The 13,935-nt window shown below is 50.9% G+C and carries 9 protein-coding genes; 7 read left to right on the top strand and 2 right to left on the bottom strand.

Translation table 11 applies throughout. The annotated features are described in order from the left end of the window. Positions 1-148 precede the first annotated feature (148 nt). Positions 149-1,612: an amidohydrolase family protein gene (locus ABJM21_RS05835; protein WP_348302357.1), complete on the bottom strand. Its 1,464-nt coding sequence runs from the start codon at positions 1,610-1,612 to the stop codon at positions 149-151. 206 nt (positions 1,613-1,818) lie between these two features. On the opposite strand from ABJM21_RS05835, the gene ABJM21_RS05830 reads away from it, so the two are divergent. Together ABJM21_RS05830 and ABJM21_RS05825 are read left to right on the top strand one after the other, a co-directional pair. Continuing rightward, entirely contained in the window at positions 1,819-2,427 is a 609-nt protein-coding gene (locus ABJM21_RS05830) for a TetR/AcrR family transcriptional regulator (protein WP_348302358.1), read from the top strand. A gap of 304 nt (positions 2,428-2,731) precedes the next feature. After that, on the top strand, positions 2,732-4,345 hold the full coding sequence (locus ABJM21_RS05825) for an AMP-binding protein (RefSeq protein ID WP_348302359.1): 1,614 nt from the start codon (positions 2,732-2,734) through the stop codon (positions 4,343-4,345). A 284-nt stretch (positions 4,346-4,629) separates the two neighbouring features. On the opposite strand, the gene ABJM21_RS05820 is transcribed toward ABJM21_RS05825, so the two are convergent. Beyond that, positions 4,630-6,258: a ShlB/FhaC/HecB family hemolysin secretion/activation protein gene (locus ABJM21_RS05820; protein ID WP_348302360.1), complete on the bottom strand. Its 1,629-nt coding sequence runs from the start codon at positions 6,256-6,258 to the stop codon at positions 4,630-4,632. 238 nt (positions 6,259-6,496) lie between these two features. On the opposite strand from ABJM21_RS05820, the gene ABJM21_RS05815 reads away from it, so the two are divergent. From ABJM21_RS05815 to ABJM21_RS05795, 5 genes are all read left to right on the top strand, one after another. Then, complete coding sequence (locus ABJM21_RS05815) at positions 6,497-7,918, top strand: FecR family protein (RefSeq protein ID WP_348302361.1); 1,422 nt, start codon at positions 6,497-6,499, stop codon at positions 7,916-7,918. 137 nt (positions 7,919-8,055) lie between these two features. Next, on the top strand, positions 8,056-10,380 hold the full coding sequence (locus tag ABJM21_RS05810; RefSeq protein ID WP_348302362.1) for an EAL domain-containing protein: 2,325 nt from the start codon (positions 8,056-8,058) through the stop codon (positions 10,378-10,380). 634 nt (positions 10,381-11,014) lie between these two features. Beyond that, positions 11,015-11,629: a hypothetical protein gene (locus tag ABJM21_RS05805; RefSeq protein WP_348302363.1), complete on the top strand. Its 615-nt coding sequence runs from the start codon at positions 11,015-11,017 to the stop codon at positions 11,627-11,629. A 102-nt stretch (positions 11,630-11,731) separates the two neighbouring features. After that, positions 11,732-12,448, top strand: coding sequence for a response regulator (locus ABJM21_RS05800; protein ID WP_348302364.1), 717 nt, complete (start codon positions 11,732-11,734; stop codon positions 12,446-12,448). After that, on the top strand, positions 12,445-13,839 hold the full coding sequence (locus ABJM21_RS05795; RefSeq protein ID WP_348302365.1) for an ATP-binding protein: 1,395 nt from the start codon (positions 12,445-12,447) through the stop codon (positions 13,837-13,839). The genes ABJM21_RS05800 and ABJM21_RS05795 overlap by 4 nt, the downstream gene beginning before the upstream one ends. Positions 13,840-13,935 lie beyond the last annotated feature (96 nt).

Genomic DNA, 13,935 nt, shown 5'->3' with positions numbered 1-13,935 from the left:
CCCTGTTATCAATTTTCCGATACCCGTTAAATACCGTTAGCTGACACTGGTTAAGCGGTAGAATGATGTACTCGATCCAACTCGTACCATACTGAAATTCAAAGACAACATATCAACCACCTGATTTCGTAATCTCAATTACAGATACTTACTTCCATTTTTCGATCGATACTTTCCGGCTTTTGTCGTTTGCAGCTTTGACCGTTAGCAGCATTTCATCCAATTGAGACCGGGACAACGGATTGCCATTCACAACAACCATCTCAATTGAATCGGTAGCCCTGATGTCTAAGAGTGGGTTCTCTCTCAACAACACCATATTGGCTTTAAAGCCAGGGCGGATTTCGCCTGTCTTCCAACCCATCCATCGGGCGGGAACAGATGTTGCAGCAGCAAGAACCTGAGCAGTCGTCATGCCAGCATCGTTTAGGGATTGCATTTCCTCATGGACGGAAAACCCTGGTACCATGACAGACACATTTGTGTCTGTACCTACCAAGATCGGAACATCCTTTTTCAGCATTGCGTCAAGCATGATATGGAGGGCCGCCGAGTAGTTTTGGAAATACTCTACCTCTTCCTTGCGCCTTGCGTTGTCCCATTCATCACGAAACCGGTAGCGATTAACTTCTGGCAACCAGCCCAACGCGCGGTCTGCCAAAGTTGTGCCTTCGCTTATTCCCGGATTGACATATTGGAGTTGTGAAGCACTCAGCAATGAATCGAGATCTGTGACTTGCTCGGGTAGGCTGTCAATTAATGCCAGTGTAGAGGTCACATGAACATTTTTATCTTTGAGACGCTCGGCAATCTCATCGCTCCGCTCACGAACAAAATCCAGAAACCCGCCTGCGTTTTCGGCAGTATACCCAAATTCCTGTCGCAGCGGTTTCACAAATTCCTCGATATGTGCCACTTCCGTTTGATTCACTGCCCAAAAGTCATCGAGTTTTGCAAAATATGGGATATGTCCTACCAAGGGAAGAGATGTTTCTTTCATTGCCTCGTTGAGGGCTAGATAATCCTCACTATTCAAGAAACTGCTCGCTTTGATCGCATCATAACCTTCATTTTCAAGGGATTTGACTAGCTGCTGAAAGCCGTCTGGTGATGTGGCATTGCGCTTTCTCTGTGTCCATGCTCCAAACCAGCCTGTCAGCTTTCCAAAATTGGCGACTTGAGGGGATACAACAAAAATATCGGGTCCAACGCGGCCCTCTTCAATTTCCTTTTTCCAAACTAAATTCTCTTCACTTCCATTCATTTCCCGGATTTGTGTCACTCCATTTGCGACAAAGAGCATTAGATCGTTTTTGCTTTCCCATAGATGGGCATGGGAATCTGTGTAGCCAGGAACAAGAAACATACCGCGGCCATCAATCTGTGTGGCATTGGCCGACGGAATGGTTTCTGAACTGATCGATACGATATTTCCGTCACGAACGAGGACTGTTTGGTTCTCGCTAAAACTATCTGAAGTCGGAGCCAATACGCTGACATTGGTTATCGCAAGCACCTCGGGGCGCTCTGCAAAGGAGGGAGTGTCAGCGCGCTCGGTATGGCCGCCATACATGGCCGTGAGATGATAATCCGTATAAAAATAGAAAACCAAAGCCGATATAACCGTCAATGTAGCAAGACCGGCCGCCAAGCGCTTTAGATTGAAAAAACCTTTAATCGTCATTTACTATCTTCCTATTTTTCGAGCTTTGGTAAACGCCCATCTAGTCACTGTCTAATTGCACGAGTGCACTTAATTCTAGACACTGTCAAGATATATGCATATGGAGTTGTTATGAGCACAAACCCACACCTGCTATGAGCAGCAGCTACCATCACGGCAGTCTGGCCTCTGCATTGCTTGACGCAGCAGGAGAGGAACTATCAGCAACCGGAATCGAGGCATTCTCTCTGCGCTCCGTTGCAAAACGTGCAGGTGTTAGCCACGGCGCACCGGCACATCATTTCAAAGGCAAAAACGGGCTGCTAACGGCGCTTGCAGCAGCGGGATACAAAGAATTGGTCGATGTTCAGAACGAGCATCAAAAAACCGCAAAATCAGAAGAGCTAGCCCAGTTGGTTGCATCGGGCATCGGCTACATAGATTTTGCAATGAAGAACCCGGAACTCTTTCGACTTATGTTTGCATCAAGCAAACCGGACAGAAGTGATGACGATTTTTCCGCGGCTTCAAGGGCTGCCTTTGATAAGTTGGTGGGTGAAATCAGAAGCATTCTAGGCGCTGACCCTTATTCGGATCGTGCAGCCATGACGCAGGTCATGGCATCTTGGTCGATGGTTCACGGATTGGCGGAATTGGTGATATCTGGGCGTATGGAAATCCCATTTGGCTTTAGTCAACTGAATCAACAGGATCGCGAAGCGATATTTGAGGATATCTTAGTAAGAGCATTGAAGAGGAATTGATTGTCGCGCAACCGTTTTTTACCTAGAGCAGTCATCAGAAAATTTGTCAGATATCACGCTACATTGCCGCTTTCAGGCATGTGGACTAAAAACCATTTCTCTTCGCCCGCTCCATAGAAGGAGGCAACCAAAGCATGACCATCTATGGTTGGTCACCCAAAAAGTTCGTGGCGAAAAACCGATCTTAGGGCGTGTTTCTAAACAACGGCTCTACGGGCCAGGTTTTCATCATAAACAAGCCCGATGATCCGCTAGACATGCTTACTGACAACAGTTAGCCTGATTTCAAATCAGGAGGCCGTCCATGTATAATGTTGCGCTTACAGAATCTTTTTTTCCAGCGCAGGGTGGACCAGAGCCAGCGCCGATGACCATTGGTGATATGCTACGCCAATCGGCTCAGCGGGCGCCGGAGCAAGCGGCTCTTAAAGAACTGACTTATGAAGGTGCTATTGCTCGCACCTGGACCTATTCAGAACTGTTGGCTGATGCAGAACGTCTTGCTCGCGCGCTGGCCAGTCGCCATGCGGAGGGTGCCCGCGTTGCGGTATATGCGAATAACGTGCCGGAATGGGTGCTTTTGGAGCTGGCTTGCGGTCTTGCTGGCGTGACATTGGTGACGGTCAATCCGGCCTATCAGAAACGCGAGCTGAAATATGTTCTCGAACAATCACGTTCTGAAGCAATCTATTATGTCGCAGATTTCCGGGGAAACCCGATGCAGGAGATTGCAGACGCAGTGTGCGATGAGATCCCTGCCATCGCGCATCGCATATTGCTGACCGACCATGATGCGCTTTATGCAGGGGCGGAGAGCGGCGCCCTCCGTGAGCCCAAGCCAGAAGATCCCGTTCAACTGCAATATACGTCCGGGACAACAGGCTTTCCCAAAGGCGCGGTGCTGCATCACAACGGTCTTGTCCGCAACGGTGTCGACACGATGACCCGGGGCGGAATGGAGCAGGGTGATATTTTCATCCATACAATGCCGCTTTTCCATACGACGGGCTGCGCTATTCTTGTTCTGGGCGGGTTGGGGCGATGCGGAACAATGTTGCTCGCGCCCATGTTTGAGCCCGTAGTGATTGCGCAAGTGATTGAGAGTGAACGCGCGAAGTTCATTCTCGGCGTGCCGACCATGTTAGTTGCCTTGATCGACGAAATACGCCGATCGGGCCAGGATGTCTCGTCGACGCAGCGGATCATGTCTGGCGGCGCCATGGTCGCACCGCAACTTTGCCGCGATGCGAAGGATGTCTTCGGCGCGCCGATTCAGATTGTCTATGGTCAGACCGAAACATCGCCGGTGCTGACCCAGGCCTGGTACGAGGATTCGCATGAAGACCTGACCGAAACAATCGGCCAACCCGCCGCTCATACCGAGATTTCTATTCGCGATCCGCAAACCAATAATGTGTTACCAATTGGCGAGCAGGGTGAGATTTGCGCGCGCGCCTATAGCGTGATGCTCGGCTATAATGATAATCCTGAGGCTACTGCCGCGGCAATTGATGGAGAGGGGTGGCTGCATACCGGTGATCTTGGACGGATGGATGCGCGCGGCTATGTGAAGATTACCGGCCGCGTCAAAGAGATGATCATTCGCGGCGGTGAGAACCTATTTCCGGCAGAGATTGAGAACGCGATCCTGGAGCATGAAGCCATTGATGAAGTCGCTGTCGTCGGCATCCCGGACGAAAAATGGGGCGAGCAGGTCGCCTGTTTTTTCCGAAGCGGTTCTGATGAGACTTTGCGCGCAGATGATCTGAAAGCGTTCATCCGCGACCGCTTGTCGCCGCAAAAGACACCAGCCTATTGGATAAGCGTATCGGAATGGCCGCTAACAGGCTCGGGGAAAATTCAGAAGTTCAAACTGGCCGAGGCATTTGAAGCGGGTGAGTTTGAAGTATTGGCCTAAGGGTTTTCGCGATCTAGTTTCGGGCAAAGGGTAGAATTGTATTTGGGGCTGTTTTCAGGATAAGCCAGCCGGAACGCTAGCGTCTGCTATGGGCGCAAAAGCGGACGTTGAGTTGCTGCATATTATCTCAACTGATGTCGGACGCTGGACCAGAAATGACCGGGGCGATCAATCGTAAGCTGGCGAATGGAACCGTCGGTGTCCGACGCCAATTTCAGCGCCTTGAATAGTGTGCCAGGTTGCATCGATTTTCTAAAAGAGCTGCGACCAAACCTATGGCGTTATCAAAAATCTATACCCACCCGAACGTTTACATGGGGATTCTTATTGTCACTATTGTCGCGATCGCGGTTGATCGGAAGCGCTGTTTCCAATTCAAAATCAAGAGGCCCAACGCGTCCGCGAACGCCTGGTCCAGCGGAAATTAATGTTCCTTCGCTGCTGTTGCTGGATATGTCGTTGACATAACCCACGTCAGCAAACCCGTATATTTGCAGCCTTTTCAGCCAAGATAACCGTGATTTTATATTATATCGCAGCTCGGCTAGGCCATAAAAACCGTCGTCGCCCGATAATTCACTGAAATCATAGCCGCGCACACGATAGGCGCCGCCGATGCTTAGTTCCTGAGCGGCGAGCAGCGGACGATTAGCGATCTGGCCGCGAGCAGCAAGGTAGATACTAAGGCCTTTGGTTAACCCGGTTTTGAAATCGGCCCAATATTCGCCCTTGGTAAACACCCCATCGCCATCACGCCGTGACGCCAATGGATTGCCGAACCGGGTTGCACCGAAAATGTCAAACCCTTGGACGATGGCGGCCCCTGCACGGACCCTGCCGCCGGCAAATGGGATTTCGCCGCGAATGCCCAATGATACCGTGACCTGAGTATCTTCGCGGATCAGCGCGTTCAATTCGTCACGGTTGATCGACAAATAGGCGGCTTCTGTCTCTACCCACAGGCTACCGGACGTCGCCCGGACCAGAGGATAGCTCGCATAAAGCGCAAGATAGCGGCTTTCGCCCGAAATATCAGAACCGCCCGCGTTACCACCGGGCGCGGTGTCGCCCACGGAGCCGGCAATGCCAGCTCTCAGTCCATCTGTGCCAATTGCGGTCTCATAATAGCCGCTGACGGAGAGTATTTCTTCAGGTTCGATCGGATTGGTCCGTATCGCCACGCCAAGCGCATCAGCATCATGGATTGCCCCGCGCAAATCGCCTGAAAGCCGTGCTCTTACCGGCCCAAAGCTGTCACTTCCGTAATTATCGGCCTGTACGCGCACTCGGTCACCGCGTTCACGAACCGTGACTTGCAGGATATTCCGGCCATCTTCCTGCAGGAACTTGGTAGATCGTACCCGAATGTCGGGGATATCGTCAGCCAGCAATAAGCGGCGTTCAATCTCGGGCCGATGGGCAACTTTACCCTCAAGGGTAGACAGAATTTTTCGCAGGTGCTGATTGTCCGAGCCAATAATCCGCACCGCATCGATCATGCCTTCGATCAGCTTGATTTCCAGCACACCCAATTCCACAGACTGTTCTGGTATATAGGCGGAAGCGAAAATATAACCTTCTTCCCGTGCAATATCAGCAATTTGCTGGGTCAGTGAGGCGAGCTCCTCCTCGGTTGCTTCCTGACCGATAAAGCTTTCAACCACGGATGAAAAAACCGCAATGTTGAGCGCATTGGCTCCGACAACGCCGATTGCGCCAATCCGGAAATTTTCGGGACCATTGTTGACCAATTGTACCTGATTAGCCGTTTGGGGCGCTGGAACCACTATATCAGGGGATTCTGACGGTTGCCTAAGGGGGCGGGAGACCGAGCGTTCCGACACATCAGGCTCCGGGAATCCAGCTGTCCAAACGCCATCATCTAGCGCAGCAAACTGGCTGTCTTGCGCCATTGCAACTTGCTGCCCAAACGCAGGAACTGACAATGCCAACAGGCAGGAAGTAAATAGGATACGCAAAACAGTGATACCGATACTCTTGAAAATTTGGTCCGGTCACCGGCTTAAACCACTGGTGTTAAATGTTGGTTATCAAAGGCAAAAATTAACACGTTTTTAACTAGCTATGTTTTGCTTATCTTCAAAACCGGGGCCTAGATAGGCAAGTTCAATCTAGTGAAGAGTTACTGTTATGGCCCATCCGATTACCAAATCGCTCATTATTACGGCATTATTGTCGAGCAGCGCTGCCTATGCCGGCACACCTGGCTGGCAAGTCTCCGAGATTAGCGGAAATGTGACGGTAGCGCGCAAAGGGGTGATCAAAATTGCGCAGCGCCAGACCAAATTGGTGCCCGGCGATGTTATCAAAACCGGTCCAAAGGCGCGCGCTGTGTTGGCGCGGGGCGGCGAGTATCTGGTGGTATCACCGGCAAGTCATATCGAAATTGCGGAGCCAGCGAAAAGCGGCAAAGTCATGCAGATTATTGAATATCTCGGCAATGTACTGTTCCGTATCGATAAAAAGGAAACACCGCATTTCGGGGTCAAAACACCTTATATGGCTGCTGTTGTCAAAGGAACGACTTTTAGCGTCTCCGTAAGCGCCGAAGGATCTGCGGTGCAGGTAACGGAAGGTGCCGTGGAAGTGTCGACACTGGATGAGGGTGCATCGGAATTGATAACCCCTGGCGTGATCGGCATGATCAATGCCAATGATCCATTTAGTCTGGTGGTTATTGATGGCGAACGGCGGACGATTGAATCGCCGAACAAACCTGAGCCAGCCAACAAGGGCAATGTCACGACCGCATTGAAGAAGCCGGTATTGTCGCCAACCGCAGCCGGAGGGGATTTGGCATCATCCGACTTGTCGGGTGTGGTTGCTATATCGATTGGCGAAGAAGGCGTTGAACTGGCGGAACTGACTAACGGCCTAATCCGCGGTGACGTGAGCTATAACAGGTTCGCCTTGATTGAAAATGCCGAAGAATCCGTTGGTGCTGGCGAAGACGCAGTCGACAGTTTTGACAGCGAAGATGATACGGCAAGCGACCTCAGCGATTTTGACGATGATCGGGGCGATGACGACCAAGGTGACGAGGATCAAGGCGACGAAGATCAGGGTGACGATAACCAGGGTGATGAAGACCAGGGCGACGATGAACAAGGCGATGATGATCAGGGCGACGAGAACCAAGGCGACGATGGCCAGGGTGATGACGACCAGGGCGATGATGGCCAGGGTGACGAAGACCAGGGCGACGATGATCAGGGCGACGATGACCAGGGCGACAAAGACCAAGGCACCGAAGACCAGGGTGATGATGACCAAGGCGATGACAACCAAGACACCGATTCAGCCGATACAGTGGTGGATATCGATCTAATCAATCAACCGGATGACGATGACGATGGCAATAATGGCCACGGTAACGACGACGATGGTGATGATGACAGCAATCCTGGCAAAGGCTTCGGCAAGGGCAAGGGAAACGATGGCGATGACGATGACGATGGCAATAACGGTCACGGCAACGACGATGATGGCGATGATGACAGCAATCCCGGTAAAGGCTTCGGCAAAGGCAAAGATAAAAACAAAGACGATTGACCTTCGCTAGTCTGAAATGATTTGCACACCCTTGCTGACCTCAAGCAAATAATTGTTATTGAACGACTGTTCTCAGATTAACGCAAAATACAGGCATCTGCGGTAAATCATCCCCGGGATTGTTTTACGGAGATGTCTTGAAAGCCATTTTTGCCTCTTTCAGCGCCAATGCCTCGTGGCGCTTTCTTCTCGCATGGGTTTGTGCACTCCTGTGCGCGATCGCGTTGCCGCTCGTCGGCGTGGGCGGAGAAGTCGAACGGCAGTTCCAAAATATGCGCGCCGAATTGCTGGAGAAACCAGCATCCGGTGACATCGCTATTGTCGAAATTGATGCAAAATCGATCCAGTCGCTTGATCGCTGGCCTTGGCCGCGCACATATTATGCAGAGCTGGTTGAAAAATTATCGGCGGCTGGTGTCGCGCAAATTGCGTTTGATGTCGATTTCTCATCACATTCCACGGCCAAGCAGGATGGTATTTTTGCAGCGGCGCTGCAAAGTTCCGATGCAGCGATTATTTTGCCAACGTTCAAACAGGAACAAAGCGCGACAAAAAGCGGATATGTTGAGAGCTTGCCGTTAGAATCACTTCGTGCGCATGTCTTTCTTGCTTCGGTCAATGTCCATCCTGACAAAAATGGGCAGTTAAATGACTATAGCTATGGCACGATCACGGATAATATCGTGCGCCCATCGCTGGCCAGCATGATCGCTGAAACCTCCGGACATATTGATAAGAAATTTGCAATCGACCAATCGATCAATCCGACAACTATCCCGCGCTACAGCTTTGTGGATGTCTTGCAGTCTGAGCAGCCAGATCCCGGCCTTAAAGGCAAAAAAATACTAATTGGGGCAACCGCTATCGAGCTGGGTGATCGCTATCCGACTAGCCGTTACGGCATGGTACCTGGCGTTGTTATTCAAGCCATGGCAGCCGAGACACTTTTTCAAGGTACGAACATGGTCAGTATCGGGTATCTGCCATCATTGGCTGTGGCTGCAATATTTTTGCTGCTATGGTTCTGGCGCAGAAAAGCCCCCGAAAACAGGATTTTTCTGGCCGCTGTTTCGATTGGCATTGTTCTGTTCGTATCAGTTTTGACCGCTGAATATCTGGGCCTTTTCACTTTTTCCAATGTCCCTGCATTGTTTTTCCTCGGCATTTTCCTGCTGTTAGAGAAATTCCTGAAAACAGATTTTGCTTTGACCCGCAGTCAGTTTTCCAATGCCGATAGCGCTCTTCCCAACGAGGCCGCGCTGTTACAGTTTCTCGCCGATCGCGGAACTTGCAATATCGCGGCAGCGCGCCTGACCAATTTTCGCGAATTGCAGGCCGTGATTGACAAGGAAATGCGCGGTGATCTTTACAATAATCTAGCCGACCGGCTGAAATTTCTGGCTGAAGATCAGCGCATATTTCATCTTGATACAGATATGATCGGTTGGGTGCTCAAAGAGGATTATGCAAGCGACATAGCCGGGCATTTCGACACTGCTGTCGCGTTGTTTCATTCGCCGGTTATGGCGGGTGGGACAAAAATCAAATTAAACGCATCCTTTGGCGTCAGTAGGGAGTCGATTGATCAAGCGAAAATCGCAACGGAACAGGCCGTCGTCACAGGACGGCGATGGGCGTTGCACGATGAAGAAGTCGATCGAGCAATTGGTCAGAAGCAAAGCCTGCTTGTTGAATTGGAACAGGCAATTGCAAACGGAAATATCTGGACAGTATATCAGCCAAAATGGAATCTGCTGTCGAATAAACTTGATGGCGCGGAAGCGCTGGTGCGTTGGCACCATCCCGAAAGAGGAATGATCAGCCCGGAAATTTTCATTCCGATACTGGAGGGGGCCGGCAGGATTGATCAGCTAACACTCCATGTTCTGAAAAATGCACTGGACGACTTGTCGATTTGGAGCGCGCAGCAGTCGGGTTTAAGTTGCTCTATCAATATTTCTGCACATTTGCTCGGTGACGATAGCTTTATTGACAAAGCGATCGCAATGGTCGGTGCGGCAGATATTCAAAACGGACATGTTATATTTGAAGTGACCGAAACCGCTGCCTTGGCGGATTTGGAGACATCTATTCTGGCGCTTGAACGCATCCGTCAGGCCGGTATCAGCGTGTCGATTGACGATTATGGCACGGGCCAATCAACAATGAGCTATTTGCAACGGCTTCCGATTGATGAAATCAAAATTGATCAAAGCTTTGTCAAAACCATGATGAGCGACGATTCCAACCGTCTGTTGGTAAAATCAACCATTGAGCTGGCCAAGGGGCTGAACCTGAAGGTTGTAGCCGAAGGCATTGAAGAACAAACTTGTATGGATATGCTGCGCGAGCTTGACTGTGATGTCGGGCAGGGCTGGCATATTTCAAAACCTGTCTCATCTGAGATTTTTCTGAGGGCATGGTTGGGAACTAGTACGAGGGAAAGAGCTGCACGCGTCTGAGCGATTGGATTTCCAAATCATCAGATTATATGATTAGAAAGCTAGTGTCCGCTTTCGGGATAAAGCGGAACAAAAACCCGTAACACAATATTGCTGCCCGCTAGTGTGAAGTGAGTCCCAGCCTTGCTATTATAGACAGCAGAATCAAATTTACGCTATCATGCTGATAACCTTAAGAGACCTCTGTACCTGTTCAGTTAAAGCTCATCAAAGCTGAACCAGATTATACAGCTTCGACACAGAATTGACCTAAAAAGCTTGCGCAACTTTGTATAGGCGAGCGTCTTGTTCATATTCAAACGTGAGAAAGAACAGGGTAGGAAATATCACAGCCACAGGGCTGTAGGAAAGCGCCAAAAGCAGGCGCAGCATTTCATAATAGCTCAGACCTGAAACAGATCAGAGAAAGCATGCCCGCAAACACCGCAGAACGCTGTGGTGCTGGAAAACTCAATGTTTCGCGTCCCCGTCACTTCAGCAAACTGTCCATTAAATGAACGGTTTGCTGCAATTGATACAATTTGCGACACTTTTATCCTGTTCTGACAAATTTGCGGGACATATGACCCTTAGAAGGATGTTCATGGCGGTCAAAAAGATCGCCCCCTGAAATGAACAGACAAGGATGAATGCTATGAAGAAGACAATTTTAATTTCGAGTGCGGCAGCTCTTTTGATCGCAAGCGGGGTTGCCATTGCGGCTCCTGGCGGCGGCGGAAAAGGCATGATGCGGGCTGATGCCAATAACGACAATCAGATTACCCGCGCTGAAATGACCGCGGCGCTGGAACAACGTTGGACGAAAATGGACGTTAATCAGGACGGTCAAATTACCCAAGCAGATCGTGACGCTCGCAAGGCACAACGTTTTTCGGAGATGGACAGCAATGGTGACGGTGGTGTCTCACAGGCGGAGATGGAAGCGCACCGCGCTACCCGTAAAGCGGAACGCTTTGCACGCGCTGACGTGGATGGCAACGGTACATTAAGCCAGGAAGAAATGCAGGCCATGCGCGGTAAGCGCGGCGGCAAGGGCATGGGCAAACGTGGTGGTAAAGGAAAACGCGGCGGTATGATGAAGCGCGCGGATACCAATGGCGATCAAATTATCAGCAAGGCCGAATTCCAAACAGCTGCGATGGCACGGTTTGAAAAAGCCGATGCCAATGGCGATGGCATAGTAACCGCCGAAGAGCGGAAAGCAGCGCGCGAAGAGCGGCGCGGCCAACGGAATAAAAGAGGCGGTTAATCCCTGAACCACTCTTTTTGTGAACGGGTCACCGGCAATCTCCCTCCCGTAACAGCGCCGGTGATCCGTTCCTTTTCAACAAAGCTATGCTAGGTAAGCCTAATGTCAGGACAGACGCATATATTATTGGTCGATGACGAGGCCACTTTGCGTGAGCCCTTGGCTGAATATCTCGCGAAACAGGGCTTTCGTGTTCAGCAAGCAGGCGATGCAAGCCAAGCCCGTTCGGTGATGAACGCGTTTAACTTTGATATCATATTGCTGGATATCATGATGCCCGGCGAAGACGGCCTCAGTTTTTGCCGACATGTGCAGGAAAAGACCGAAACACCGGTTATTTTCATCAGTGCCAAAGGCGAAGAACTGGATCGTATTGTCGGCCTGGAACTCGGGGCTGATGACTATGTTACCAAGCCATTTAGCCCGCGAGAATTGGTCGCGAGGATCAAGGTCGTGTTGCGGCGGACCAATAATGGCAATGGCATAAGCCCCGGCAACGGTTCAATTTACCAGTTCTCCGGTTGGACGATTAAAACGGATCAGCGTAGCCTGATCGACAGCGAAGGCGTTGTCGTTCCACTGTCCAGCGGTGAATATCAGATGCTTCTCGCTTTACTCTCACGCGCCGGCCAAGTGCTCAACCGCGATCAGCTACTCGATATAACCCAGGGACGTGAAGCCCATGCTTTTGATCGCGCCGTGGACAATCAAATCAGCCGTTTGCGCCGGAAAATCGAAGCAGACCCAAAGAATCCTGAGATTATCAAAACCGTCTGGGGCGGTGGATATGTTCTGGCTGGGGACGTCAAAACGCTATGAAGCGATTGCTTCCCAAAAGCCTGATTGGTCAATTGTTGACATTGGTGGCGATCACCTTGGCGATTGCGCAAACCATCAACATTATATTGCTCTATCAAGGCGCTCAAAACCAGAAAACGATTGAAGCGTCCGCTGCGGCAGTTGCCAGGATAACCGGCGAAATCGAACGGATTAACGAGCGTGGTTTTCGTGAGCGCCGATATCGCCGTGACGGCAGTTTGCGCATCCGGCGGAACCGTCCAAATGTAACCACACAGAGTGCAATCGAGGCGGGACAAGAGCGACTGCCAAGCGTTGAAGATCGGGCTGCCCGTGCGTTTGACAATATGGGGGTGACATTACTGGCGTTAGAGATTGCGCGGGTCGATAGCCTCCCAACCAAGATGACAGATAGTGTCATTGGCATGGGCCGTGAACGCCAGAGAATGCGGTCGGTTGGCTATGGAAGAAAGCCGAACAAGATTAATGGTTTCATCATCATGTCAGCGCAAGTTGGCGAGGGGCGATGGCTGAACATCGCATCGGTCATTCGGGATCGTAATCCCAGGCTCATCCGGACATTGTTGCTTCAAACAGCGGTGATCTATTTGATATTGCTGATCCCGTTAATCTGGCTGGGCCGCTACATCTCGCGTCCTTTGAAGGCGCTGACCAATGGGGCAAAGAATTTCAAGCCCGGCGCTAGTGAACCAATTGAGGAAACCGGTCCGCCCGATACTAAACAGCTCATCGCCGCGTTTAACGATATGAACGGCCGCGTCGGAGCGATGCTCGATGAAAAAGACGTGATGCTGGGCGCAATCGGACATGATTTGCGGACGCCTCTGGCGGCGCTGCGTGTCCGTGTGGAAAGTGTCGAGGATGATGACGAACGCGAAAGAATGATCGCCGGTATCGACGACATGGACCGAACGCTCGACGATATATTGTCGCTAGCGCGGCTAGGGCGCTCGAAGGAAGCCGCGGAACAAACCGACATTAGCGCGTTGATCGAAACAGTGGCTGACGAGTTTACAGATATGGGAGAAGATGTTTCCTTCTCGCGCAGCGGTCGTATCACCGCCAATATCCGCGCGACGCTGATCCGCCGTGCGTTGCGCAACTTGATCGGCAATGCAGTGAAATATGGCAAGCAGGCGGTAATTGCTGTGGATAAATCCGACGATAAGCTGTTAATCCATGTTGATGATGCGGGGAAAGGTCTGCCGGATGATCAAATTGAAGCCATGTTTGAACCTTTTGCTCGCGCTGAAGCCTCTCGCAACCGAGCCACCGGTGGGTCTGGCCTGGGTCTGACCTTGGCCCGTGCCATTGCTCGCGATCATGGCGGTGATGTTTTGTTGAAAAACCGTGAGGAAGGCGGGTTACGGGCGACTTTGATCCTCAAGTAAGAGGGGTGAAAAGATATTGCTCTGAACTAAAATCTAACGAAACGCTCTTGGCTTTTAGGTAAGCTCCATCTGACATCTCTAAAAGAAGCGTCGTGA

The organism is Parasphingorhabdus sp. (assembly GCF_039977335.1).
GTDB lineage: Bacteria > Pseudomonadota > Alphaproteobacteria > Sphingomonadales > Sphingomonadaceae > Parasphingorhabdus.
This window is presented reverse-complemented; position numbering and strand designations above follow the sequence as displayed.